Below are 26123 nucleotides of genomic sequence, written 5' to 3'. Positions count from 1 at the left end.
TGCAAAAACCATCAGCAAAGTTCTACAGGTCCTAGCCTTTATCTGTTAAACCAACTTTGCGAATAAGCTCGCTGGTGCGGGTTGCATAGCCCATCTCATTGTCGTACCAGGCGTACACTTTAAGCATGCGTTTGCCCACCATCATGGTGGATTGTGCATCTACAATGCTAGAGCGTTGGTCACCTTTATAGTCAATAGAAACAAGCGGTTTTTCTTCGTAACCCAAAATACCTTTTAGCTCGCCTTCGGCTGCTTGTTTAAATAAGCTGTTTACTTCTTCAGCGCTAGTATCACGCTCTAGAGTGAATACCATGTCGGTAAGAGACGCATTGGCTAAGGGTACGCGCACAGCGTGGCCGTTTAGCTTGCCGTCTAGCTCTGGGAAAATGTCGCAAATTGCTTTAGCGCTGCCGGTAGTGGTAGGTATTAACGACATGCCACAAGCGCGGGCGCGGCGTAAGTCTTTATGCGGTGCATCCAAAATGGTTTGGGTATTGGTTAAATCATGGATGGTGGTCATGCAGCCAGACTCAATACCCAAGTGCTGTTGAATCACTTTAATTACTGGTGCCAAACAGTTAGTAGTGCAAGATGCGGCGGTAACAATTTGGTGTTGGCTAGCATCAAAAATATCGTCGTTCACACCCACAACAATGTTGGCTACACCGTCTTCTTTAACCGGCGCAGATACCACAACACGTTTCACGCCTTGGGTGAGGTAAGGTGCTAATTTGGCTTTAGAGCGGTGAACACCGGTAGACTCGAGTACCACATCACAGCCCGACCAATCTACTTTGCTTAAGTCTTTTTCTTGGTAGCACTTAATGGTTTTGTTGTTGATAACAATGCCATCGGCGTTGTGCTCAACACCGTGGTGCCAGCGCCCCTGTACAGAATCAAACTCGAGCAAGTGGCCTAGTGTTTCGGCATTGCCGGCCACATCGTTAATCATTACAAACTCTAACTCTGGCCAGTCGTAAGCTGCGCGTAGAGCAAGGCGGCCAATACGGCCAAAGCCGTTAATTCCTACTTTAATGGTCATTGCTAAGTCTCTTATTTGGCAAATTGTTGAATGTAAGTTTGTTGAGCAGGCACGCTGAACGCGTTAGGGCGCACTGCCTTAATTTTGGAAATGGCATCGTCTAGATCAAAACCTAGCGCTAGCATAATGCGAGCAGCTAGCAAGCCAGTGCGGCCGCTGCCACCTTTACAATGAATGGTTAAGTTCATGCCATTGTTTAGTAGCTGTAAAAAACGCGGCAGCACGCTTTGAAATTGCTCTTCCCAAGCTTCGTCTGGCACAGTGTCGTCTGCTAAAGGCAGGTGGAACCACTGCATGTCGTGAGTGACAGACGTTTTCGGTAAATCACTTAGGTCGTTATCGGCCAGCTCTTGCTCGGTCATTAAGGTGATGAGTGCCGGGCTATTTTTGTAGCAAAGCTGTTGTAGTGAGGTAGAAAGATCTACCCCTTTAGTGCCTGGGCAAGGAGTTAACAGTAGTTGCGCTGTGTCGCTAACATCAACGGCAAAAATAGGATGTGAAGACATAAAAATACCTTAATCTTGATTAACTAATTGGGGATTAGCCTGCTGCCTAATGCGTGCTAGCGGCTGGTTTATATAACTGGGGTTGGCTACTCGCGTAGTTGATAGCGTTTGCGCCACCCATTCTGGTAATAGAGGGTTTAGGTGATAAAACACCTGCTGGCCTTGGCGCGTGGTAGACAGCAACTGACATTCGCGCAGTAAGGCTAGGTGGCGCGATACCTTTGGTTGACTTACTTCTAGAGCAGTACAAAGCTGATTAACGCTCAAGCGCTGCTCATCTTCTATCAGCATCAAAATTTGTAAGCGAGTATTGTCGCTAAACTGCTTAAATACATTGATAGCTTCGATTTGCAGTGCGGCTTGTGGGTTGTGATTAAAACGCACAAATTCGGCTAAACGTAGTTCTAATTCGCTAAATACCTGTTCGAATAAGGCCATGCCTTGTTCGCTAGCGGGATCGGGCAAATTCCAATGCAAAATCGCTTCGCCATTTGGCAGTAAGGCGCATTCTTGTTTAGCGCTGTCACACAGCGTAATGATGAAATTAAATAAAGCAGGGCGCTGAGTTTGTTGTTGAATATCTTGCTCAAGCTCTGTAATGGTTTTGCTGCGTAGGCCGCTGCTAGATAGACCTTGAGCCTGTAAATGTTTAATGGTGCGAGGGTCGATACCCTTAGGCTGAGTGCCCGCACTATAAGCCACAAAGTGCTCGGCGTAACGCTGGTTAACCAAGGCTTCGGCTAACTGAGAGCGAGCAGCATTTGCGGTACATAAAAACAACACAGATAACATTACAGTAACCAGGTATATGGAAAATCATATATACGATATTTAATATATTAAGTTTGGGCAAGTAAATTTTTCATCATGAGAAAAATTTAGTTTAACTGACAAATTAACACGGTGTTTTACAAGGGATTTGCTAAGTTTTAAGAACTAGCCAAATTTGGCTAAGGCTGAAACAACATATCGGGTTTAAATGGGAAGGAGTTTTTATGTTAGGTGAAGATCATTCTTTGGCAAAAGAGTTTCCAGAACTGCTAGATAAGATCACTGCCTTAACGGGCAGCGATGAGAAGTTTGCCGCAGACACCAAGCGCTACAATGCCTTAGATAAAGAAATTCGTGTATTGGAGTTGCGTGGCGGCCCGATAGATGACGAGGCGATGCACCAGTTAAAACATGATAGGGCAGAGCTTAAAGACTCCCTGTATCACCGCCTTAAGTAAACACATTTTAGTTTGTCTCACAGCAACTTATTCGTTGAAATTTAGAAGGCCGCTTTTGCGGCCTTTCTGCTATTTAGTCAAGTAAACCCACTAAGCGCTTGGCTTGCTCCGATTTTAACGAGAAGTCGCTGCCCGCAAATTGCTGTCCTTCTGGTCCACACAAAAACGCTACTGCTTTGGCAGCCCATTGGGCTGGAATATGGCTATTCCAATCGAGTTTACTCACCGCGTTAATTTGTGAATCACGGATGCTTGCCATCATGTCGGTAGCGACTGTACCTGGTGACAAACCCACTATACGGATGTGGTGTTCAGCCACTTCTAGTTGTGCCACTTCGGTGAGTTTTTGACTGGCGGCTTTGCTCGAACAGTAGTGGCTCCAGCCCCAGAGGGCGCTATTTGCTGCGCCAGAACTAAGATTAACAATGACTCCAGATTTAGCCTTAATCATGTGTGGCAATACTGCTCGCATGCCGTGATAAACCCCTTTGTAGTTTATGTCGGCTGCTAAGCCCCATAAACTAGGATCGCTTTCTACTAGTGTTGTTAAAGGCTCTATCACCCCGGCATTGTTAATTAGAAAGTCGATTTGTCCATGCAGTGACAAACAGTAGTCGACCGCATTAAGCACCGAGCTATATTGGCTTACATCACAGGTGATGGCGTCGGCAATTTCGCCCTGTTGCTTAATGAGTAGCGCTTGTTTTCCGATTTCTTGCTCATTGCGTGCTGCCAGCACCACTTTGGCACCAAGGCTTGCGAGTACTTGAGCTGTCGCAAGGCCTATGCCACGGCTCGCACCCATGATGAGGGCGGTTTTTCCTGAAAAGTGTGTAGTGTTTTGCATCAACCAATCTCCTTAAGCTTTTAGTTAGTGAGATTAAGTTGATCTAAATGCACAATAAACTAGGCTGTATGCAAATCATTAATGCGGATTTTGCACCAATGGACATTACTAAGCTGAAGATTTTTGTGGCGGTTTATCGGGCTAAAAGCTTTGCTGTAGTGGCTAAGCAGCGCAATGTAGCAGCGTCTTCTATTTCTCGCACTATTGCCGGTTTAGAAGAGGAATTGGGCTTGCGTTTGTTCCAACGAACCACTCGAACACTTAATCCAACCCAAGCCGCTGAGCGCTATTATTTGCGTATGGAACCTTTGTTAGAAGAGTTTGATTTAGCTCAGCAAGAGGCCTTAGGCGAAACTTTGCAGCCCTCGGGGTTACTGCGAGTGAGCGCGTCCAGCTCCTTTGGTCAATTGGTATTAGCACCTCTATTGGGTAAGTTTCAGCAAGCCTACCCCAAGATACAATTGGAGTTGGATTTATCCGACTCCAGAGTTGATCTTATTGCTCAGCAATTTGATCTGGTGTTGCGCCACGGGGCACTAAATGATAGTAGCTTGGTGGCTCGTAAACTACTGGATGTGGATTATTTACTGGTGGCGAGCTCGGCTTACCTCAAGCGGAGCGCTAAGATTCAACAACCTTTCGATGTTACTGACCATAACCTTGTAGGTTTTACTTATCGCGAGCTAAATAAGCAGTGGTTATTTAGCCAAGGTAAAACTAGCCAAAAGATTGCAATTACCCCTTCGCTTAGTTTGTCGAGTGCTGCCGCAATCAAAGAGTGTGTGAACCATGACATGGGCTTAGCGTTGTTGGCCGATTGGACGGTTCGCGAGGATCTTAAATCTGGCAAATTAGTTCAGGTACTTAGCGATTGGCAAGTGACAGGAGCGAATAGCGATAGTGCAATATGGTTGCTTTATCCATCTCGTACTTTTATGCCAAACAAGGTGGCGGTATTTAGTCAGTTTTTGCTAGATAACTTGCAATCAGTTTGAGTTAAGTATTCGCGCTTAGATAAATTCTAAGTTTCCCTTCGTGTTCAGCCGCTTGCTTGGTTATATTAGCCAGCAAATAAGTAAGAGAATCAAACATGGCTAAAAAGTACTACGTGGTATGGCAAGGGCGAGACACCGGCATTTTTAACGATTGGCCCACCTGTAAGCGCAGCATTGATAAGTTTGCTGGTGCGCGTTACAAGTCTTTCCCTACTTTAGCTGAGGCTGAAGCTGCTTTTGGCGGTAAGGCCAGTGCTAGCGTAAAAGCTTCCGGTGCAGCGCCAGCGCGTAAACGAGCGTCGGGGCAAACGGTGAAAACCTATACTGCTGCGGAGATCAATAAATTAGCCGCAGAAGTGAAAATTTATACAGACGGTGGCTGCGAGCCAAACCCAGGAGAGGCTGGCTCGGGCTTAGCCTTGTATCGCAACGAAGAGTTGGCCGAGCTTTGGTATGGCCTATATAACCCCATGGGCACTAACAATACCGCAGAGCTAAACGCCCTTAATCAAGCAATGATTATGGCCCAGCAAGAGCTGGCTAAAGGTTTGCGAGTGGCAATTTTGTGTGACTCTAAATACTCCATTCAATGTATTACTCAATGGGCTGCAGGGTGGCAGAAGAAGGGGTGGAAGAAATCTGGTGGTGAGATTAAGAATCTGGAGTTAATTCAGGAAATGTTTGAACGCTACCAACAGCTTAAAGATAAACTGCAAATATTGCATGTAAATGGCCATGTTGGGGTAGAGGGCAACGAGCTAGCTGATCGGATGTCGATTGTGGCTATCGCTGAGAAAGAGCAAGCTTTTGTTGCTTACAGCAAGGCCTTAAATATTCCCGCTATTTTGGCGCTACGGGCAGGTTAGTAAATGGAAAATCAAACCGCAGAAAATAGCCCAAGTGAACAGCGCTTAATAAAATTGTCTGATATGGCGAACGCTGCTCATTTAAGAATTCAGCAAGATTTTGCGCAAATCGATCCGGTGATAGGCATTAGTCGTAACATGCGTAAAAATGGCGTGCCGGCTGATGTGATGACCATCGATTGCTTAAAAACCAGCAAGCGAATTATTGTGATTTTACATGATCAAAATCCAGAGCAAGTGCTGTATAAATTTGCTTTTAAAGAGCAAGACCCTGCGGGTGATTTTAGCCAAATCGCTTTTGCCGAGTTTAACCAACAAGTACTTTACGATTGGATAAAATCTTACTTTTCTCCAGCTGTAAACTAAGCATAGAAACCAGAGCTAAGGCTCTGGTTTTGTGTTTTATATCTTGTTAGCCATTGTTGTAAATAAGGCGGTTGGTTTAATTGCTTCCCCATTTCGCGCTTTGCATCTGTTCGTTTAAGAATTGAGGTTTAAACAGCTGGAAAGAGATGCTTGCTGCTATTCCAATAAAGCCCAATTTCGGGACATCTTGCACCATGCTTGTGCGCTATTTTGTTTCAGCACTCAAAATTCGGCTTTTTCTGCCAATTTATCGATTTTTTATACTCCTTAAGTAATAGGTTTTTGCGGGATTTTATTGGTTCGCCTTTTGCTTTGTATCTAAGCATAAATGCGGGCAATAAAAGCCCAGCAAAGAATAAGGTGAGGAGTTTACGTGGTGTCTCAACAACAATGGATTAAGACCACCTGCCCATATTGTGGAACGGGCTGTGGCGTTGAAGCAAAAGTAGCAAGTAATGGAGCGGTAGAAGTGCGCGGTGATGCGAGCCATCCGGCCAACCGAGGCTTGTTATGTTCTAAAGGCTCTGCACTGGGTGAAACGGTGATTAAACAAGGCCGTTTAGAGCATGCCTATATTAAAGGCCATCAAGAATCTTTAGATAAAGCATTAAGTTATGTAGCCTCTCGCTTCAGTCAAACCATTGCTGAACATGGCCCTGAGTCGGTGGCATTTTATGTGTCTGGACAGCTGTTAACTGAAGACTACTACGTTGCTAATAAACTGATTAAAGGCTTTATTGGTTGTTCAAACATCGATTCGAATTCTCGTTTATGTATGTCGTCAGCGGTTGCTGGCCATAAACGCGCCTTTGGTGAAGACATTGTACCGGGTAGCTATGAAGATTTAGAACATGCCCAGCTGGTGACCTTGGTAGGGTCTAACCTGGCGTGGTGTCACCCAATTGTTTACCAACGTTTAAAGCGCGCTAAGCAAGCTAATCCAAACTTAAAAGTTGTAGTGATTGACCCACGTAGAACAGATAGCTGCGATATTGCAGATTTACACCTGCCACTAAATGGCGGTAGCGATGTAGCCTTATTCAATGGTTTATTAGCTTATCTAAGTGAGCATGGAAAATTAGATAGTGATTACATCGCCCAGTTTACCGAGGGCTTTGAAGCTGCAGTGGCAAGCGCTGTAGAAGACGCTGGTGATTTAGCTGCCTTAGCCACAACCTGTGGCTTAGAGCCTGAAGCGCTACTTCGTTTCTTCCAGTTGTTTGCTAATAACGAGCGTTGTGTGACCGTGTTTAGCCAAGGCGTAAATCAAAGCAGCCAAGGTGTAGACAAGGTTAATGCGATTATTAACAGCCACTTAGCTACAGGTAAGTTAGGTAAGCTTGGTGCTAGCGCATTTTCTATTACCGGTCAGCCTAATGCTATGGGTGGGCGCGAAGTGGGCGCTTTATCTAACCTATTAGCCGGCCACTTAGACTACAAACCGGAGCATTTAGAAGCCTTATCGGGCTTTTGGAATACTTCCAACTTAAGTCAAAAGCCTGGGCATAAAGCCGTTGATTTATTTGATAAAGTTGCCAAAGGCGAGATTAAAGCTATTTGGATTATGGGCACGAATCCGGCGGTAAGTTTGCCTGAGTCTGCAAAAATACGCGAAGCGCTGTTGTCGTGCCCAATGGTAGTGGTGTCAGACTGTATTGCCGAAACTGATACCACCCGTTATGCCGATGTACTGTTACCGGCAGCTGGCTGGGGAGAGCGTGATGGCACAGTGACTAACTCGGAGCGAATGTTATCTCGCCAGCGCGCCTTTGTAGAGGCACAAGGTGATACTAAGCCTGATTGGTACTTATTAAGCCAAGTAGCGCAAAAAATGGGGTTTGCTGAAGCATTCTCTTACACCAGCTCAGCCGATATATTTAGTGAACACGCAGCGTTATCTGGCTTGCTAGCAGAAAGTGGTGAGCGCTTATTTAACATTAGTGAGTTGTCGGGCAAAGACCAGCAAGCCTTTGATGCTATTGAGCCGCAGCGCTGGCCGGTAAGCAAACAGGGTAGCGATAATCGTAGTTTGTTCAGTGATGGTCGTTTCTCTACCACCTCTGGTAAGGCACAACTTATTGCGGTGACTAACCAAGCAACTAAGCAAGGTACTAGCGATGCTTTTCCTTTGGTATTAAACACTGGTCGTATGCGAGACCAGTGGCACACCATGACACGCACCGGTTTGGCTGCGCAGTTAACAAGTCATAGCTCAGAGCCTTTGTTAGAAGTGAATTCACAAGATGCAGCTAACCAAGGTTTGTGTGATAACAGCATAGTGAGCTTATCTAGCAATGTTGGTCAGCTAAAAGTGCGAATTCAAGTAAGTGAAGGACAAAAAGCCGGCCACGTATTTATGCCTATTCATTGGACCGAACAATATTCAAGTGATGGCTTAGTGAGCCAAGTGGTTGATAGCTCTGTGGATCCTCTTTCTGGTCAGCCTGAGTCAAAGTATACGCCGGTTAAATTGGCGGCTTGGGAATATGCCAGTGAGGCGGTTTTGCTTACAGCTAAGCCTTTAACTAAAGCGCAGTGCCAAGCCTTACCTGCGGATTATTGGGTGAAACAAGGTTTGGCCGATGGCTTTTTATATCGCTTGGCCGATGGCAGCACTCCAGTTGAACTAGCAGCCAAGCTAAAGGGCTTTTTAATGTCGCAAACCAAGCTACAAAGCTTAGATTTTGCGGATCCTATCAAACAGAACTTCCGCAGCGCTTTGGTGATTGAGGGCGAGCTGTTCTCTAGCTTTAGCGTGGCGGCTAAAGGTGAGCTTAATGCAAGCTCTTGGTTGGAGTCGTTGTTGCAGCAACCAATGTCTGACAACATTCGCCGTGGCGTGCTGGCTGGCACCAGCCCAGCTCCTGACCTAGGCAAAATAGTCTGTTCTTGTCATCAGGTTCGGGAGCAGACCATTAGTGATGTGATTAGCGAACATGCTTGCGAAAGTGCAGAACAAGTAGGCAAGCACTGTAAAGCCGGAACCAACTGTGGATCTTGTGTTCCTGAGATAAAACGGATGATTAAAACTGTAACCATGGAGTAGCTAAGGTTTTTATGGCGTACTTTGTGCATTAACCTAGTGATTAATTTTAGGCTATGTACTGGTAGTATTGATATGGACAACACAAGCGTTGACTAAGAACCCTTCAAAAGTGGTGAGCTTACATCAAGCTTTACTGGCAGCTAAGCGGACACAACTTAACCCGCTTAGCTACTTTCCACATTATCAACCGATTGTTTATTTGCCTACTGGGGAAATAGCCGGTTACGAAGCTTTGGCGCGCCGAAATAATCCCGCTGGAGAGCCTACCAGCGCAGGAGAGCTGTTTGCCGATCATCAGTATTCTTTGAGCAATCGTCGACAAGTAGATCGCTATGTTAGACAGCAGGCTTTAGAGCAGTTTGCAAAATCTCAGCAAGAGGGTTTTCTTACCTTAAACATTGTGCCCGATTGGGTCGACATGCTACCTGAAGATATTTGCACCCCCACCATTTCGATGATCGAAAAAATAGGCATTGACCCTAGCAGGGTAGTGATGGAAATCACCGAGGCCAGCGGCAATATCGATAATTTGCAGCGAGTGGTGAAAGAGTACCATCAAGCTGGCTTAAAAGTAGCGATTGACGACTTTGGCGCTGGGGCTTCACAAATCGATCGAATTATCGCACTCGAACCAGATATCATTAAGTTAGATATGCGTTTGTTTAAAGACGCCACCAAAGGAGGCTTGCCCGCAGATGTGGTCTTGTCCATTTCTGAACTGGTACAGCGTGCGGGCTGTGAATTGATTTGTGAAGGCGTGGAAACTGAGCAAGAGTTTCACTTTGGTGTAGAGTGCGGAGCGCGATACATGCAGGGCTGGTTGTTTTATAAAGCTGAGAAGGAGTTTCTATCTGCTCAATCTAGCCAAGCTAAAGTTAAAACCCTATTAGCCAGTTATTTAAAGCGTAAGAGTCAGCGCTCTTTAGCAACGGTAAAACACAATGTTTCGGTAAAAACCACGGTGCTGGCACTTAAACACCAATTGCAAAATGGTGGCAATGCCTTAAGCCTGGAGCAGCAGCTAGCGAGTGTGGGCATATTGCGATACTTTTTGTGCCGTATTGATGGCACTCAAGTCTCTCCTAACTTTGAAGTGACCGGCTTAGGTATCGAAGAAGATGACAACTTTGTCGGCTTTAACTGGAGCTTTAGACCCTATTTTCACGCCTTAATAGCCTTGGATTCGGTAAAGCCACAACAACTAATTTTGTCGAAAATCTATCGAGATTCTAGCAGCAAAGAAATGTGTAAAACCTTTAGTACTTACTTAACTAAAGACTTGGTGTTGTTAGTGGATTGTAAGGTGGCAGACGATACTTTGTTGGTCGAATAAAGGGCTAGCAAGCTAGCCCCTTTTTGAATTAACTTAGCATTTCACAAGAGACTAAAATAACGCCGCCGGCCGAGACGGTAAAACGGCGCTTATCTTCGGCTTCATCATAGCCAATTACGGTGCCATCTGGCACGACACAGTCTTCAGCAATAATTGCCTTTCGAATCTTACATTTTTTGCCAATACTGCAGCCATTAAGCGCAATTACCTGCTCTAGCTCAGAGTGCTCTTCGACCCGCACATCTAAAGATAATAACGAACGATGCACTTTAGCCCCCGATACTATGGTGCCTGCTGAAAGCAAAGAGTCGGTGGCATAGCCTCTGCGGTTTTCTTCATTAAATACAAACTTAGCGCCGGGGCGTTGTTTTTGATCGGTAATAATTGGCCAATCACGATCGTATAAGTCTAGCTCTGGGTTAGGGTCAACCAAGTCCATGTTTGCTGCAAAGTACTCATCAATATCACCCACATCACGCCAGTAAGCGGTACGTCCTGGGTGGCCTTTGTCAGCAAATACATAGCCGTAAACCTTGCGGTTTTTTAGCATGCTAGGAATAACATTGTGGCCAAAGTCGTGAGAGTATCCTGGTTTTAATAAACCCTTACGCAGCTCATCGTCTAATACGTCCATGTTGAAGATGTATATGCCCATAGACACCAGTGCTTTTTCAGGGTTGTTGGGGTCAGATTTAGGGTGGTCAGGTTTTTCTTCAAAGTCGACGATTCTACCTTGATCATCCAAGCCCATTACGCCAAAAGAGGAGGCTTGAGATAAGGGTTTACGAATACAAGCTACGGTAACATCGGCATCGTTCTCTGCATGGAAGTTAATCATGCGAGAGTAGTCCATTTTGTAGATATGGTCGCCACCTAGAATCAGTACCCGGTCATAATGCTCATGATCAATAATATCGAGGTTTTGATATACCGCGTCAGCCGTTCCACGATACCAGTTTTCGCCGGTTCGTTGTTGAGCAGGAATAATTGATACTCGCTCGTTTAAGGCGGGGTTAAGAATTTGCCAGCCTGACTGTAGGTGCATGATCAAATCATGCGCCATGTATTGCGTAAGTACCCCAATGTTTCGCACCCCTGAATTGATACAGTTTGATAGGGTGAAATCAATAATTCTATATTTGCCACCAAAAGAAACAGCTGGCTTGGCAACCTTGTTGGTTAACTCTTTTAAACGAGTGCCTTTTCCTCCAGCAAGAACCAAAGCAACTGAACGTCTCACTAAGCGATTACTGGAAGTGTGGGAATAGCGGTTTTCGGACATATCGAAAATTTCCTCGTGGGCGTAATAGAAAGTCTATGATAGCGTTTTCATGCTGAATGTAACTGTCATTTATGACAGTTTTGGCTTAAATCTTTTATTCGCTAAGTAAAAAAAAGATGATTTTTCTAAAAAGTGATCTTAAACAGCTAGTAGGCCTGAATAAGTGGGCATTGCTACTATTTTAAAGCTGCTCAATTAGTGGGCTGTTAAATTTTTGTTATCAGTGTTAAGCCCGATTATTCTTGTAAAAACTATCGAAAATAGCTGCTTGATCTAATTTGTAACACAAAATGGCTGTTTTCACTGGTTTAGCCAGTTGGTTCATTCTGAATGCTTTACTTTTTGATCGTTCAATTGCTTCAGACCTGCGTTAAATTTGTCGCGAAGCTCTGGGTCATGAAAGCCCAATAGCCGCGGTGATTCTGGAAAAATAAGGTGCTTGGTCACTGGCGCTGTAGGACGTTGCTTGGCAATAAGTTGCTGATTTAAATAGTGGAATATCCGCTTGTCTAAAACAATCACATCCACTTGTCCGCGGTATAAACGCTCTAATTGGGCACTTTGATTAGCTACTTCGGTATAGAATTTAGCTTGCTCAGTTGCTTTGGCGAAGCGTTCACCAAGATACTTTTTGGCATTTTGAAAAGCCATTAAGCGAAACTTAGTTAAGTCATCAATGGATTGGATGTTTAGCTGACGAACAGACAGGCTAATAGCAACATTTTGATAGAAGATTACAGGTTCTGAGAGGTGAGCGTGTGTGCCGTTGTTAGGGGCATTTACAATGGCGTCTACGGCATTTTGTTCTAGCATCCTTTCTGCGCGTAAATTAGAAGTGAAAATAACCTGCTTTACTTGATAGCCTGCATTGCTAAAAGCCTGCTTGATAATATCTAGCTGAATGCCAGACTGCTGATCTTTGATGATGTAAGGCGGAATGGATTTGCTGGTAGCCAAGGTAATGGTTTGGGCTTGGGTGAAGCCCATGTAGCTGACAAAGAGAATTAATAAAGCGGTAAGCCAAATAGGCTTTGGGTGTTTATTCATTGGTATACCAAGTCGCCGTTCTATCTAAATTATGGCAGATAGAACGACTTTTTGATTACCCACTAGCGGATATTTTATCGCTTATAGATTTCCAGCAAAGCAAGACATTTAGCTTAGCACTGGAGATTCTTGCTTTTTAGTCGACAGTAGTTGCTTCCAGTGAGCTACCCGCATCGGTAACTCTGGAGAAGGATGGTCATGATCCACCAACGACAGTAGCTCGCTCATTGGCACTGGCTTTTTACCTTTTAAAAATACTCCGCGCACTAAGATAGTGGCGTACAACGTATTGTTGCCAATAAAGCGGTGTTCAAAATACCAATACTTCTCATCCCAGCCTAATAGCTTGCTGTGAAGCTCCACCTTGGCCATAGGCTTAATCGGGCGAATATAAGTCACCGACTGTGCATTCACTACGCCTAACCAGCGCTTTTTAAGTGCCACCGAGCCCAGTTTGGTTTTTAACATCATATCGATGCGCCCTAAATCACCAAAGCTAAAATAGCGAGAGTTAGTAAGGTGCATGTTGGCGTCGCAATCAAAGGGTAAGGCACGTAGCTTAATAACAAAATCTCCCGTGGGATCTAAGTGAGTTTTGGCACTAAACCAATGGCGGATAAACATGCTTAATAGGCGAAAGTAGTGATTCATAATTTACTTTGTGGTTTTTTACAAGTTTTTAACATGAGAGGTCGGATGAGTAAAGGGTAGAAAAACAAAAGTCCTCAAAGCAGTTACTTTGAAGACTTTATATTTAATAGTAAAGGTCTTATTCGATTACTATCCGCTTGTGGGTTAAGCCTTGGTGGCAGTCTACGCAGGTTTCTCCGCGGGCGGCTATTTGCTGGTGATTTAATCGCGCGCGCTGTGGTTGTTTGCTTAAATCAAAGTTGTCACCTTGGTGGCAGTGTCGGCAGTTGGCTGAGTCATTGGCTTGCATATCACGCCAAACGGTTTCAGCAAGGGCTGGCCGGTGCTCTTCGAAATTTTCCTTGGTTATGGTGCCTACCATCATGTGATAAATATCGGCGGTGGCGGCAATTTTTACCTGTAGCATTTCAAAGTATGGGTGTGGTACGTGGCAGTCGGCACAGGTGGCGGCGATGTTGCTGCCGTCTCCGTAGTGACTCGATGCCTTGTACTCTTGCACAATAGTGTCCATTTTAAGGTGGCAACTAAAACAAAACTCGTTAGTACTGGATAGTACTAAGCTGCCTTGCACAGTTGCCAAACCTAACACTAATACAAATACACCAATGGGTATCCCAACAATGAGTGGCTTTTTAAGCCAAGCCCATAGCTTCTGCCACCGAGTCTTCTGCTGGTTATTTGTCATATCAGCATCCTCTTTTAAAAGAGGGGAGCATTACTGCTCCCATCGGTGGCTATTTGCTTTCGCTTAAGTAACGGGCTTTAAAGGCCGCTTGTGCTTCTTTTCTGGCTTTTTTCACTTCTTCCGGTTCGTTGCCACTAAACCAGGCGTGCTCTGGGCGATCGAGTATTTCGGCAAGAACAGCCCGGGCTTTTTCTGCACCTTCGGTATTGCCCTTGTGTTCGGCTTTTTCTACCACTTCTAGGAACTGTGGAACTAACTCTATGTAGAAGCGTTCTGCGACTTCATACATGCCGTGCCATTGCACGTAGTCTGGTGCTTGCATGGCAGCGCCGTGACGGGCTCTGCGTCCTTCGTGGTGCCATAAGTAGAACCAGGTCCATTCTATCTCTTCATCAAAGCCTGTTTCGGTTAGCATTTTTTCACTCTTCAACACATCCATTAAGTCTTTACCTGGACGGGCGAATTTGTCGTTGTATAAAACAACCAGTGAATCAAATTGCTGGTAGAAATTGTCGATCATCGACTTAGTATGGCAAGACTCACAGACGTTCTTCATGTCGTCGCGACGCGCTTCCCAAGACTTAACTTCTTTACCTTGAGCCTTCGCTTTAGCATCAATTTTTTCCGAGATTGCTGGGCGCAATGTCCATGAAATACGGTTGCCAACATCATGGGTTACAGGCAGTTCGCGAGTAGCTGACATATGACAAGTGGCGCAGGTTGGCGCGGCGTCGTAATCTTCGCCAACAATCCACTTGGCCGAGTCGAGGTTCATCCGATCAACGTTGGCGTAGAAGTTAATGCCGTGTTTAGACTCTTCGTAAACCTCTTTTTGAGGGTGGTCTGGACCTAGGTGACACTTACCACAGGCTTCTGGTCTGCGCGCTTGCACCATCGAGAATTCGTGGCGTTGGTGACAAGCAGTACAAGCGCCAACCGAACCATCTGGGTTAATTCGTCCAATGCCGGTGTTGGGCCACGTGGTGGGGTCTAAATCACCGTTTTCCAGCACTTTCACCTCTGAACCGTGACACTGCCAGCAGCCATTAACCGCAGCGGGAGACTGGCCATTAAAGGTGAGTGCTCCTTCCACTACCTCTGCGAGGAAGTTATCTAGCGAACCAATGATCTGCCCAGCTTTTGCGTGGTGGCTTTTAGCGAACTCGTCAACTTCTTGAGTATGGCAATTAGCACAATCGGTAGGTGAAACAATCACCGAAATGGTGTGGCCTTCGTGAGTGATGGCGTCTTTGTCTTCAGGGTTTGCTTGGTGACATTCGTAGCACCCTACGTTGGCTCCGTAGTGTTTCGAACGGCCCCATTGTGCATAAATTGATGGGTTTTTGTCTTTATGACATCCGGCACACTCGGCGCTTTCTTGGCTGAGCTGCTTGAATGGTTTTAGCACTAAGGCTTTGGGTTCCGCATTACTTGAAAATGACAGTATTAAACACAGCGCCGCTGCCAAGGTGAGTATTGCGGTAATAACACTAGAACTACGGGGATGGTTATCCATATTTGTACCCTCTTTTTGCTTCCTGCTAGAAGTTCTTGTTGTTCGCTTTTTGAGCAAATTAACCATAGTAAAAATATGGTTAAGAGGGTATGTTCTACATCAACTTTATGTGATTTATTTGTAAATAGGGATGATGGTTTGTTGAGAAAGTTTTTTAAGTCCTTGCTTTACCGAGGTAAAAGCTATTTTGTCTAAAGGAAGGTTTTTTAGATTGTGCCATTGCCAGCCTGCCACATCATCTCTTGCTTGTGGTGATATCTTGCTGTCTAGCAAGTAAACAAAAAAGCTATCGCAAGTATGATAAAGCACTTGGTTGTAGGTATATTGATTAGCAAATGAGCCAAAGTAGCTAAATTTTTCGGTGGCTAGTTCAAGCCCAAGTTCTTCATTTAGCTCTCGTTGTAAGCCCTGTTCTAAGCTTTCACCATATTCGATGAATCCACCCGGTAAGTCCCAGTAGCCTTTTTTCGGATCAATGGCGCGCTCTACTAGTAATAGTTCTCCTTTATAAATGAGTAAGGCGCCAGCGGTAGAGGCCATATTGTGAAAGTAGCTAAATTTGCATTGTTTGCAAGCCCATTGTTTAACATCGATTTGCTTGAATGTAGTACTGGAACATTGAGGGCAATAAGTAAGGGCTGGCAAGCTATGTTCGCTTTTTGAGATTGAGACTTAGTTAAATACTACCCAGCTTTAGGTCTTAAATGAAGTCAAGGATTTGGGCCTTAGTGTTATATGGGGGATTAGTATCTCTATTTAGTTTTAAGCGTTGCTCACCACTGTATATGCTCTGCAATTATCTTGATAATTAGACTATTTACCTTTGTTTGTATTGAAGTTTTCGCCAGCGTTTAAAATTGGTGTCAGGTCATTTTATGGTCTAGCTCTCTCGCATATACTGCTTTTAGTTATTATTCAATTGCCTAGTTAGGCAGCTACTTACAAGGATCGTTAATGAAACCGCAGTTAAAACCCAATTGCCCAAACTTTTCATCTGGGCCTTGTGCAAAACGTCCGGGCTACGCGCTTAGCCAGCTGAACATTGATGCGCTTGGTCGCTCTCATCGCAGTAAAATTGGTAAAGCTCAACTAGGCGAAGCGATTCAACTTACCGAGCAATTATTGGAGTTACCGGAAGGTTACCGAGTGGGTATTGTTCCAGGCTCTGACACGGGGGCGATGGAAATGGTGATGTGGTCGCTATTAGGCCCTAAGCCACTAGATATTTTTAGTTGGGAGTCGTTTGGTAAAGGGTGGTTCACCGACGTGAGCAAGCAGCTAAAGCTTGAGCAAGTTAATCACTACAGCAGCGATTACGGCCAGCTACCAGACATGAACCAAGCTAACCCTGATAATGATTGTATTTTTACTTGGAACGGCACTACCTCTGGTGTAGCCGTGCCAAATGGTGATTGGATAAGCTCTCAACGCAGTGGTTTAACTATTTGTGATGCTACTTCTGCAGTATTTGCCATGCCTATGCCTTGGGAAAAGCTTGATGTTGTGACTTACAGCTGGCAAAAAGCTCTGGGCGGTGAGGGTGCTCACGGGGTGATTATTCTTAGCCCACGAGCAGTAGCACGATTAGAGAGCCACCAACCAAGCTGGCCAATGCCTAAAGTATTTCGATTAACCCAAGGAGGGAAACTCATTGAAGGTATATTCAAAGGCGAAACGATTAACACGCCGTCGATGTTATGTGTGGCGGACTATATCGACGCCCTCAAATGGGTTCAATCGTTGGGCGGAGTCTCGGCAAGCATCAGCAAATCCCAACAAAACCTCGAAGTCATAAAACAGTTTGTTGCCGACAACGCGTGGATTAGTTTCTTGGCGAAACAGCCTGAAACCCTATCAAATACCAGTGTTTGTTTAACATTGGATGCGTCTGCTGAACAGGTTAAAACTATCATCGGCCTGTTAGACCAAGAGCAGGTTGCTTTTGACATAGGTGCTTACCGAGATGCTCCTGCAGGCTTGCGCATTTGGTGTGGCGCCACTGTTGAGAAAGAAGATCTAGAGCGCTTTATGCCTTGGTTAGCTTGGGCTTATAAGCAGGTGTGCCTATAAGTTTGTAAAGATTTTAATATTCTATTTTCGTGCTGCAGTTTGTCACGAAAACACCGTAATTGTTGTTTAGGGAGAAGCTGTATGCCGAATATTCGGACCATTAATAATATTCACCAACAAGGCTTGGCATGTTTTAAGGAGCGTTACCAAGTAGCTGAAGGGCAGGAGGCACCAGATGCCATTATGCTCCGCAGCGCTAATTTACATGACTACGATTTTCCAAGTGAAGTTAAAGCCTTAGCGCGTTGTGGTGCGGGGGTAAATAATATTCCCATCCAGCGTTGTAGTGAGCAGGGCATCGTTGTGTTTAATACGCCTGGCGCCAATGCCAACGCCGTAAAAGAGTTAGTCTTGGGGGGAATGCTACTAAGTGCGCGTAACATCGCCGCCGGTTTAAGCTTTATTGAAGGCTTGAGCGAAGATATGGATGCAAAAGCTTTACAGCTTAAAGTTGAAGCCGAGAAAAAAGGGTTTGTTGGCTCTGAGCTCACCGGTAAAACGCTAGGAGTAGTTGGCTTAGGTGCTATTGGTGCCGAGGTGGCTCATGCTGCTCTTGGTTTAGGCATGAAGGTGGTTGGTTTTGACCCTGCACTGAGTGTGCAAGCAGCTTGGCGCTTATCTTCAGAAGTTGAGTGTGCTGATGAGCTAAAAGATCTTTTAGCTGCGAGTGATTATGTCACTATTCATGTGCCTGCTAACAAACATACCCAAGGCTTAATTAATAGCGATAACTTAGCATCTATTAAACAAGGTGCAGTGTTGCTGAACTTTGCGCGAGGCAGCATTGTAGACGAAGATGCCTTGCTTACCGCCTTAGCTAAACAGCAGTTATCTCAATACGTTAGCGATTTTCCGAGCCTTGCTTTGCTAAAACATCCTAAGGTACTTAGTTTGCCACACCTAGGCGCAAGCACTAACGAAGCCGAGCAAAACTGCGCCGTAATGGCTGCACGCCAATTAATTGATTTCTTGGAAAATGGCAACATTCATAATTCGGTTAACTTTCCTAACATTAAGTTAAGCAGAACAGAGGGCTACCGTATTGCCTTTGCCAACGACAACGTACCCAAGGTACTAAGTAATGTATTAGCCTTGCTCTCAGACATGGATATCAACGTGATTGATATGCTGAACAAGAGTCGCAATGATATTGCTTACACCTTGATGGACATTGCAACACCAGCCACCACCGAGTTGCTAGAGGCGATTGCCAATGTAGAGCATGTATTCCATGTGAATGCCATTGGTGAACACGCTTAAGACTTATGCTGTTGTTTACGAATTTCCCGGTTTTGTAGCTTACTAAGTGTGAAGCTGGGAAATCTTAAATCGAGTTCTATAGCCAGTACCCGTAACAGAAAAGCCGCGCCACTAGATAACAAGATATTGTAGACCTCGTTAATACCAAAGTGACTTAGCACTACGTAAGACAAGCTTCCTAATAAACAAGCTGTTACGTATATTTCAGGCTCAAAAATCACCAGCTTCACTTGTATCATTAAATCGCGAATTGCAGATCCTAAAGTGGAGCTGATTACCCCCATTAAAATAGCAATCAGCGGCGCGACCTCGTAACTTAAGGCCTTACTGGTACCTAATACTGCAAACAAGGCGATGCCCGCTGCATCCATCCACAATAAGATTCGATCAATTTTGATTACCCAATGGGCAAAAAAATAGGTCATCACTGAAGCGACAATACACACCGTGAGGTAGTTAGGATCGGCAATCCAGAAGATTTGATCAGTTCTCAGCAATAAATCGCGAATTGTTCCGCCACCTATGCCTGTGACAATGCCAACAAATACAAAAGCAAGGATGTCTAGCTCGCGCTTAGCAGCAGCCAGCGCGCCAGTTAGCGCAAAAACAAATACTGCGATTAAGCCTATTAGGTATAAGGTGGAGTGGAAATCTAAATCAAGAGTCATGCTAGTTAAGGCTGGTGAGAGACAGCTAGATTATAGTGCATATTAGCCTTGAGACTTTGATTTCTAACGTTTGAGCTGCTTTTTTTGGAGCTTAGATTAGCCCCATAAGTGCGGCTTTAACCGTAGCGGCAGTTTTATTAACCACGTCCAACTTACGCATCGCCTGGCTGATGTGAAAGTTTACTGTACGCGCAGTGATATTGAGAATGGTAGCTATTTCATCGGCAGTTTTGCCATCGGCTGTCCATTTCAACATTTCTAGCTCTCGTAAACTTAATTCTGGCATCTCAAGCTTTTCTTCGGTTATTCGAGATGCAAGACCGTGGTGAGTTACTTGGGTTAACCACAGTAATTGATAGCGATAACGCACTAGCTCGGCTGGCGTTAGCATTTCTGAAGAGCGGGCTAGGGTTAGCATGCCTACTGTGCCATTCGCTTGGCGAGACGATTGCGCCCAGCCATACTCAAGGCCAAAGGCGCGAGCGTCTTCCATTAGCTCTGGCGTTTGGGAGAACACTTGGTCACTCCAAACAATCGGAAGTTGGGACGTCATCCCATGGTGCACCGTAGGATCAACCGCCAAGTAGTTTTTCTCTTGGTAGGTATGTTGCCAAATGGTGGGGTAGTTATTAAGCATTTCGGTGCGAGGAGCAGACAAGGGATAAGGAACTCGCAAGCCATAAGCACAAAAGTCAAACCCTAAAGCGTTGGTGATTTTAGATAATTCTTGGAAAAAGGCCTCACTAGAGCCTTGGGTTTCCAACAAACAGAACTGTTCTTCTAACCAAGCTTCCATGACAGCTTTATCTTCTCCTAGTTATGCAAATACTGCGCATAATCATTTTTCCCGTAGAATTACCAGTATAACGCAACTGTTAATGTTGACAATTGATGCTTAGACCTCACAATGCTTTCATTGAGGGGAAGCTCAAATAATTAAAAAATAAAATTATGAAAACACAGGCAAGTGTACAGAATGTAATCGAATCACATCGCTATCAGGTTGTTCCCTGCAGTGATGGTTTGGTGAGGTTGTCAATTGAGCAGCTTAATGTGCTCGCTTTTAGCCATATTATTTCTGGCTTAGACAATATTAGTAGTGAAGAATTTAATAGTGAACAGGCTATTTTCAGTGGCTATACCGAATGGCTATTTGAAAATGTGTGCGCTATCACCCTAGGGTGGGACTGGCATTGGCAATGGCATAACGGCCGGATGCAATGTCGAGTAAAAGGCCTACCACGCAGTAATATTCAGTTGCAAGAAGAGGGCTTTGATGTGAGCCCGCGTCGCAATGATGAGTTGTTGCTAGAGGCTATTGAAGCGATGGCTTGGCAAGCAACAACGGCGGAAGCGATAAAAAATCGCTACCGCGAGTCGCCAATGGTAATGAGTTAAGCAATATCTATGTAGCAGGCAAACAGTGCGTAGCCATTCACAATTTTAGGTGGGCCGGCACGGTGGTAGCGAAAACCTGCATTGCGTAACATTCGCTCTATACCTAGCGGAGAGACTGAGATTAAGCGCTTAGCACCTTGTTTTTTGGCGCACTCGATTGAGGCGGTGAGCAAGGCTAAAGCTTCACTCGACATGAGTTGAGTTGGCGCTTGATTATGATTATCAAAGTCTACTGCAGCAAAGCGCGAAAGTTCCCAAACGTCGTGTTGCTTGGGGCAGGGAAGGCCATTCAATAACTCTGGAAATACTTCTTCCAGTAGGTAGGGTTTGGTGGTCGGCAATAAACGAGCGCAACCGCTAATATGGTCTTGTTCGTTTTTAGCGATAACATAAACGGTGTCATCGCGATCAAATTGGTCTTGCTCTATGCCATCAGGGGTATCGAGTTCCCAGCCAAGCATTTCTACAAACACTTGATGACGGTAGTTGTTTAGGTGTTGAAATGTAGTTGGTGAAAGTTGTTCTGCAACGCCGTTAACAAAGTCCATTAGCATCTCTCCCTTAGTGATGATGCTATGAGTACAATCCAGTGCGCACTGTTTTTAAACTGTTAAACCTAACAGCTAGCTAAGGACGTAATAATCAGCTATGGCTTTGTTTTTGTTGGATTTATCAATTGACTCTTAGTTTTAGTTCTAATATCGCTGCTCAAAAAATAAACTTATTATAATTCAGTTGACTAGCTAAATTTTTATTTAACTTTGATGAAGATGCACCCTACATTCGCTAATCATGCTATTAGGGAATTGTCGGTAGTCTGGGTAAGGGGTAAACAAAATATTTGGCCTTAAATAAATCCATTTTTTTTGATTTATGGCACTTTTTTCTACAACTGCCGTGTCAAATCGTTGCCAGTTAGCTTTTCCCGCCACAACGTGTATTTGCGCAGATTTGACTAAAACCTGCTTAAAATTAATTTGCTGTTTAAGCAGTAAATCTTGATGCAAATAACTTCGCCAATCTTCATCAGGTGCACAAAGCTTGGCAAAGATAGTTAGCACTTTACGCCAATTATTATTGTTGTTTTCTAGAATTGCCTGGCTTAGTTCAGCACCCTTTAGATCTTGATAACTAATTGGCAGAGAGGGAACTTGAGTATTGAGATAGAGTACGATTTGCGGATTTTCGCTACCTAATTGCACTTAACAGTCCTTGTTATTTATCCACTTTCTAAGTGTGGGAGTGTCATGCAACTGACACAAAATTGTTGCTTCTTTGTCATCTTCTGCTTCTAGCCTAACGGCGAATACAGGGAGAGAGCAATGATTTCAGCACAGCAGGTACTCAATCAACATTACCCCAGCCTAGCACAGCATCCGCGTCGTTATTCCTTGGCGAAATGGTTTTTTTCTAAAGTGTTGTTTGAAGACGAGTTCCAAGCCTTTGGCGAAAAGCACCCTCACTTAAAAGGGGTGGCTTTTATCGACCAAGTATTCACCGAGCTTAATGTTAGTTATCGCGTTAGTCAGAATGAGCGAGAGCGCATTCCTAGCGAAGGACGAGTGATTATTGTAGCTAACCACCCAATAGGTTCGATAGATGGCCTTGCTTTGCTGCACTTGGTTAGTCAGGTACGTAAAGACGTTAAAATTGTTGCTAATGAAATTCTCTCCGCCATTAAGCCACTTGACGATTTATTACTGCCAGTAGACAACATGCGCGGCAATAGCCAGCGTAAGCAGCTTAATGCCATTAAAGCGTTATTAGATGAAGAAGGGGCGGTGATTATTTTTCCTGCCGGTGAGGTCTCTCGTTTAAAGGGCGTTAAGGTAAAAGATGGAAAGTGGACCAAGGGTTTTGTGAGCATTGCCAAAAAAACCAACACTCCCTTATTGCCTATTTGCGTAAAGGCTAAAAACAGCAAGTTGTTTTACTTTTGCTCTTTTGTATATAGACCTTTATCTACTTTGTTATTGGTAAAAGAGCTGTTCTTTCATCGAAACAAAGTGTTCTCGATGGTGGTGGGTGAGCAGATCCCAGTAAAGAGTTTTGGTTTAAGTGGTCTAGACCGTTCCACTCAAGCTCAGTTAATCAAAAAGCACCTTTATCGTATTGGCAGTAACAAAAAAGGCCTGTTCCAAACAGAGGCTGCGATTGCTCATCCAGAGCAGCGCCTTGCTTTAAAAAAGGCGATTAAGCAATTAGAGAAAATAGGCGAGACGCCAGATGGAAAGCAGATTTGCATCTGTTATGGAAACTCCCAACCTTTAGTTTTATCTGAACTTGGTCGCCTCCGAGAGCTAGCTTTTCGCGCTGTAGGTGAAGGCACCGGTCGACGCACCGATACCGACAAATACGATGCAAACTATATGCATCTTATATTGTGGGACGCAGAGCAACTTGAAATTGCCGGAGCTTATCGTTTTGCCGATACTAAACGCTTAATCGAAGATAAGGGAATTGGCGCACTATATAGCCAATCACTATTCGAATACGATGAGAAAAACTGTGACTTTTTAGCTTCGGGTATTGAGTTAGGGCGCAGCTTTGTGCAACCCAAATATTGGGGCAAACGCAGCTTAGACTACCTGTGGCTGGGTATTGGCGCATTTTTGGCGCGCAATCCTCACTACCGATACTTGTTCGGCCCAGTGAGCATTAGCGCCGCAATGCCAGAGGCTGGCAGAGACTTACTGATTCATTTTTATCAAACCTACTTTCCTTCGAACAAAAGTTATGCGCGCTCGCGTCAGCCTTACCAGCTGGCCAAGCAACTAAAAAACAGTATTCATATGTCTTTCAGCGGTGATGATTATAAAGCTGATTTTGCCCAGCTAAAAAGTGCATTGGCAGCAATGGGGACCGCAGTGCCAACGCTGTATAAGCAATATACCGAGTTATGTCACGCCGGTGGGGTTCAGTTCATCGATTTCAATGTCGATCCAGAATTCAACCAGTGTATTGATGGTTTGGTATTAGTTGATTTACATCAGCTAAAAGAAAAGAAAAAAGCCCGCTATATCGACACTCACATTAGTGAAGAGTCGATGTTGGTTGAAGCGAAATAAAGACGTTCTATTTCATAGGCGAACATTGCAGCAGCGCCTTTTTTAAGCGGCTTACTGCCTGCTCCAGCTGAGGCTCTGTTAAGGCAGTGAAGTTTAGTCTAATTGCTTGGTAGTCTGGTGTATGATTGCTTGGCCAAAACTCATCACCCGGCACTATTGCTACCTTTTGTCTTAATGCAGCCTCTGCTAAAGACATTGCATTGTGGTGGGGGAGCCTTGCCCAGATAAACATGCCTCCTTGAGGGACATTAAATTCTAGTTTATCGCTAAGTTGCTGCTGCAAAAGCTCTGCTAGGTAGTCGCGCCGAGTTCGGTAAGTGTTGGTCAACTTATCTAAGTGCTCAGTAAAAGAAGGGTGGCGAACCGTGGCTAATAGCATCAATTGCATGGGCTGAGCGGAATGTAAATCGCTTGCTTGTTTCACTTTTATTAGCGGTGCTAGCAATGCTTGTTTGGCTCTTACATAGCCTACGCGCATACCTGGTGTGGCTATTTTTGAAAAAGAGCCGAGGTGAAATGCTGCATAACTAGATAGCTTGCTTACCGTGGGAAGTGGCTCACCTTGGTAGCGAAGTTGGCGGTAAGGAGCATCTTCTATAAGTGCGACGTTATATTTAGCTAGTAGGCTAGCAACGGCCTTTCGTTTGCTAAGGCTCCAACAGTGGCCGCTAGGGTTTTGAAAATCTGGCACAGCATAAAAAAGCTTTATTTTATAGTTAGCCAACTGTTGCTCTAGCTGGGCTAAATTGGGGCCGTCAGCTTCGGCTATCACGGTATGTATCTCGGCTTCCGCTAAATCAAAAACCTGCAAGGCGCCTAAATAGCTGGGGGCTTCACACAATACTTTATCCCCTGGGTTTAAGTAACTACGAGCGATTAAATCCAAGGCTTGTTGTGAGCCTGTGGTAATTAATACGTCCTCTGCGGCGCCATTTTCTTCAAGTAGCCATTGGCGAAGCTCAGTTAAGCCTTCGGTAGCACCATATTGAAAGATGCTAGGTGATTGAGCCAACTCATCAGCTGCCTGCGTTAAAATATCTAGCGGAAACAATTCTGCATCGGGTAAACCGCCGGCAAGAGAGAGCATATCAGCTTGCTGAGTCACCTTTAAAATGTTGCGTATATATGATGGTTTAGTTTGTTTAACTCGTTTGCTCACCGCTAACATGGCCATTTACCTACTTAGTAAAAACTGCTGACTATCATTGCAGAAACTGCTGTGGCAATGCTTTAGCGTTTATGTGTAATGACTTGTCCATATGTGCTATTTTGAGGAACTGACGGTGGATCTTTAAGGTATCGAATGTCTTTAAGCACAGATGGAGTGCGGGTAAATCGAATCAACGATGCTCTGTACTACATTCACCAACATATCGCCGAGCCCTTAGATGCGAGGCAATTGGCTAAAGTAGCTGCGTATTCCGCCTATCATTTTCATCGTTGTTTTAAGCAAGTGACCGGCGAAAATGTTAATGAGTATATTCGTCGTGCGCGGTTGGAGCGTTGTGCAAATTTATTAATGTTTTCACCCGGCCTCACCATACAAGAAGCATCACAATGTTGTGGTTTTTTGTCACCGGCGTCGTTTTCTCAAGCTTTTAAAAAGCACTTTGCCTGCTCACCTACACAATGGCGAAACCATGGTTACAGTAAGTTTAGCCAAGCTAATTACCAGCAGCATTGGAGCGATGACTTACAACAGCGAATCTTAAATGCCAAGGCGCTGCAAATGCCTGAGGTTAAGGTGCAGCGCTTGCCTGCCCAACCAGTCGCTTATGTGAGGCACCAAGGCTACGATCGTTCTATTCGCCAAGCCTATGAAAAACTGCATGTTTGGGCTGATAGCCAAGGCGTGGAGTGGCAAGTAAACAAGCTATTAGGTTTGTATCATTCTAATCCTGATATTGTTCCGGCTCCGCTTTGTCACTATGTTGCTTGTTTAGCGGTAGACGACCCAATAGTGCGTCGAGGTGGAGTTAGTGCCTTAACGATTCCCGAAGGCATGCATGCAACCTTACATGCCGCTGGAGGATATGGGGATTTGTTACCAATATTGCATAAATTTTATATGCAATGGCTGCCCAATAGTGGTTACCGTTTAGGTAATACGCCTGCTTATGTGCGCTATTCTCGATGTCAATTTCTGGATCCAAATGAACGCTTTGAGTTACAGCTTTGTATACCGATAACATTGTAGTTAAGTTGCTGTAATTGTTGATTTTCATTTATATATCAAATGCTTTGCTAT

At 44.7% G+C, this 26123-nt stretch carries 26 protein-coding genes; 11 read left to right on the top strand and 15 right to left on the bottom strand.

Annotated features, from left to right (window positions below; translation table 11 throughout):
• Positions 1–31: 31 nt before the first annotated feature.
• The 3 genes from K5620_RS15625 to K5620_RS15615 are packed head-to-tail and all read right to left on the bottom strand — an operon-like array spanning position 32 to position 2340.
• Positions 32–1042 (bottom strand): ArsJ-associated glyceraldehyde-3-phosphate dehydrogenase, encoded by a 1011-nt coding sequence (locus tag K5620_RS15625; protein ID WP_016403797.1) that lies wholly within the window; start codon positions 1040–1042, stop codon positions 32–34.
• 11 nt (positions 1043–1053) lie between these two features.
• Positions 1054–1548: a phosphatase domain-containing protein gene (locus K5620_RS15620; RefSeq protein WP_016403796.1), complete on the bottom strand. Its 495-nt coding sequence runs from the start codon at positions 1546–1548 to the stop codon at positions 1054–1056.
• Positions 1549–1557: 9 nt separating this feature from the next.
• A complete protein-coding gene (locus K5620_RS15615; RefSeq protein ID WP_016403795.1) occupies positions 1558–2340 on the bottom strand; it encodes a metalloregulator ArsR/SmtB family transcription factor in 783 nt (260 codons plus the stop codon).
• 203 nt (positions 2341–2543) lie between these two features.
• On the opposite strand from K5620_RS15615, the gene K5620_RS15610 reads away from it, so the two are divergent.
• Positions 2544–2777 (top strand): HP1242/YdcH family protein, encoded by a 234-nt coding sequence (locus K5620_RS15610; protein WP_016403794.1) that lies wholly within the window; start codon positions 2544–2546, stop codon positions 2775–2777.
• A gap of 73 nt (positions 2778–2850) precedes the next feature.
• On the opposite strand, the gene K5620_RS15605 is transcribed toward K5620_RS15610, so the two are convergent.
• A complete protein-coding gene (locus K5620_RS15605) occupies positions 2851–3624 on the bottom strand; it encodes an SDR family oxidoreductase (RefSeq protein ID WP_221077396.1) in 774 nt (257 codons plus the stop codon).
• A 47-nt stretch (positions 3625–3671) separates the two neighbouring features.
• On the opposite strand from K5620_RS15605, the gene K5620_RS15600 reads away from it, so the two are divergent.
• The 5 genes from K5620_RS15600 (at position 3672) to K5620_RS15580 (ending at position 10230) form a co-directional block, all read left to right on the top strand.
• A complete protein-coding gene (locus tag K5620_RS15600; RefSeq protein ID WP_084681923.1) occupies positions 3672–4619 on the top strand; it encodes a LysR family transcriptional regulator in 948 nt (315 codons plus the stop codon).
• A 95-nt stretch (positions 4620–4714) separates the two neighbouring features.
• On the top strand, positions 4715–5485 hold the full coding sequence (locus K5620_RS15595; RefSeq protein WP_016402639.1) for a ribonuclease H family protein: 771 nt from the start codon (positions 4715–4717) through the stop codon (positions 5483–5485).
• 3 nt (positions 5486–5488) lie between these two features.
• Positions 5489–5851, top strand: a complete 363-nt coding sequence (locus K5620_RS15590) for a hypothetical protein (protein ID WP_016402640.1) — start codon at positions 5489–5491, stop codon at positions 5849–5851.
• A gap of 376 nt (positions 5852–6227) precedes the next feature.
• Complete coding sequence (locus tag K5620_RS15585; protein WP_016402641.1) at positions 6228–8897, top strand: nitrate reductase; 2670 nt, start codon at positions 6228–6230, stop codon at positions 8895–8897.
• Positions 8898–8985: 88 nt separating this feature from the next.
• Positions 8986–10230: an EAL domain-containing protein gene (locus K5620_RS15580; RefSeq protein ID WP_016402642.1), complete on the top strand. Its 1245-nt coding sequence runs from the start codon at positions 8986–8988 to the stop codon at positions 10228–10230.
• Positions 10231–10258: 28 nt separating this feature from the next.
• Here the strand turns inward: K5620_RS15580 and glgC are convergent, their stop codons facing one another.
• The 6 genes from glgC to K5620_RS15550 all read right to left on the bottom strand — a co-directional run bounded on the left by glgC (position 10259) and on the right by K5620_RS15550 (position 15951).
• The gene (glgC, locus tag K5620_RS15575) at positions 10259–11512 is read right to left on the bottom strand and encodes a glucose-1-phosphate adenylyltransferase (RefSeq protein ID WP_016402643.1); all 1254 of its coding nucleotides are present in this window, start codon (positions 11510–11512) and stop codon (positions 10259–10261) included.
• Positions 11513–11833: 321 nt separating this feature from the next.
• On the bottom strand, positions 11834–12559 hold the full coding sequence (locus K5620_RS15570; RefSeq protein WP_016402644.1) for a substrate-binding periplasmic protein: 726 nt from the start codon (positions 12557–12559) through the stop codon (positions 11834–11836).
• A gap of 108 nt (positions 12560–12667) precedes the next feature.
• The gene (locus tag K5620_RS15565) at positions 12668–13210 is read right to left on the bottom strand and encodes an acyl-CoA thioesterase (RefSeq protein WP_016402645.1); all 543 of its coding nucleotides are present in this window, start codon (positions 13208–13210) and stop codon (positions 12668–12670) included.
• A 118-nt stretch (positions 13211–13328) separates the two neighbouring features.
• Positions 13329–13895 (bottom strand): NapC/NirT family cytochrome c, encoded by a 567-nt coding sequence (locus K5620_RS15560; RefSeq protein WP_016402646.1) that lies wholly within the window; start codon positions 13893–13895, stop codon positions 13329–13331.
• A 49-nt stretch (positions 13896–13944) separates the two neighbouring features.
• Entirely contained in the window at positions 13945–15411 is a 1467-nt protein-coding gene (locus K5620_RS15555) for a multiheme c-type cytochrome (RefSeq protein WP_016402647.1), read from the bottom strand.
• A gap of 114 nt (positions 15412–15525) precedes the next feature.
• Positions 15526–15951, bottom strand: coding sequence for an NUDIX hydrolase (locus K5620_RS15550; protein WP_016402648.1), 426 nt, complete (start codon positions 15949–15951; stop codon positions 15526–15528).
• Positions 15952–16365: 414 nt separating this feature from the next.
• On the opposite strand from K5620_RS15550, the gene K5620_RS15545 reads away from it, so the two are divergent.
• Together K5620_RS15545 and K5620_RS15540 are read left to right on the top strand one after the other, a co-directional pair.
• Positions 16366–17481, top strand: coding sequence for a phosphoserine transaminase (locus K5620_RS15545; RefSeq protein ID WP_016402650.1), 1116 nt, complete (start codon positions 16366–16368; stop codon positions 17479–17481).
• Positions 17482–17562: 81 nt separating this feature from the next.
• Positions 17563–18741: a 3-phosphoglycerate dehydrogenase family protein gene (locus K5620_RS15540; RefSeq protein ID WP_016402651.1), complete on the top strand. Its 1179-nt coding sequence runs from the start codon at positions 17563–17565 to the stop codon at positions 18739–18741.
• Here the strand turns inward: K5620_RS15540 and K5620_RS15535 are convergent.
• Positions 18738–19409, bottom strand: a complete 672-nt coding sequence (locus K5620_RS15535) for a trimeric intracellular cation channel family protein (RefSeq protein WP_016402652.1) — start codon at positions 19407–19409, stop codon at positions 18738–18740. The genes K5620_RS15540 and K5620_RS15535 overlap by 4 nt on opposite strands.
• 91 nt (positions 19410–19500) lie before the next feature.
• Complete coding sequence (locus tag K5620_RS15530) at positions 19501–20205, bottom strand: autoinducer binding domain-containing protein (protein ID WP_016402653.1); 705 nt, start codon at positions 20203–20205, stop codon at positions 19501–19503.
• 155 nt (positions 20206–20360) lie between these two features.
• Between K5620_RS15530 and K5620_RS15525 the strand changes: the two genes are divergently transcribed.
• Positions 20361–20807 carry a DUF4902 domain-containing protein gene (locus K5620_RS15525; protein ID WP_051147636.1) on the top strand — a complete coding sequence of 149 codons (447 nt, stop codon included), beginning with the start codon at positions 20361–20363 and terminating at the stop codon, positions 20805–20807.
• On the opposite strand, the gene K5620_RS15520 is transcribed toward K5620_RS15525, so the two are convergent.
• Together K5620_RS15520 and K5620_RS15515 are read right to left on the bottom strand one after the other, a co-directional pair.
• Positions 20804–21355 (bottom strand): acyl-homoserine-lactone synthase, encoded by a 552-nt coding sequence (locus K5620_RS15520; protein WP_016402655.1) that lies wholly within the window; start codon positions 21353–21355, stop codon positions 20804–20806. The two genes, K5620_RS15525 and K5620_RS15520, sit on opposite strands and share 4 nt — an antisense overlap.
• 207 nt (positions 21356–21562) lie before the next feature.
• Positions 21563–22009, bottom strand: coding sequence for a DUF6942 family protein (locus tag K5620_RS15515; RefSeq protein WP_221077395.1), 447 nt, complete (start codon positions 22007–22009; stop codon positions 21563–21565).
• A 120-nt stretch (positions 22010–22129) separates the two neighbouring features.
• On the opposite strand from K5620_RS15515, the gene olsF reads away from it, so the two are divergent.
• The gene (olsF, locus tag K5620_RS15510; protein WP_016402657.1) at positions 22130–23875 is read left to right on the top strand and encodes a bifunctional ornithine lipid synthase OlsF; all 1746 of its coding nucleotides are present in this window, start codon (positions 22130–22132) and stop codon (positions 23873–23875) included.
• 7 nt (positions 23876–23882) lie between these two features.
• Here the strand turns inward: olsF and K5620_RS15505 are convergent, their stop codons facing one another.
• Positions 23883–25049, bottom strand: a complete 1167-nt coding sequence (locus K5620_RS15505; RefSeq protein WP_246612293.1) for an aminotransferase-like domain-containing protein — start codon at positions 25047–25049, stop codon at positions 23883–23885.
• Positions 25050–25178: 129 nt separating this feature from the next.
• On the opposite strand from K5620_RS15505, the gene K5620_RS15500 reads away from it, so the two are divergent.
• Positions 25179–26072: an AraC family transcriptional regulator gene (locus tag K5620_RS15500; RefSeq protein WP_016402659.1), complete on the top strand. Its 894-nt coding sequence runs from the start codon at positions 25179–25181 to the stop codon at positions 26070–26072.
• Positions 26073–26123: the final 51 nt, after the last annotated feature.

The organism is Agarivorans albus, assembly GCF_019670105.1.
Classification (GTDB): Bacteria; Pseudomonadota; Gammaproteobacteria; order Enterobacterales; family Celerinatantimonadaceae; genus Agarivorans; species Agarivorans albus.
The sequence above is the reverse complement of the archived record's forward strand: the minus strand, read 5'-3'. Positions and strand labels throughout refer to the sequence as shown.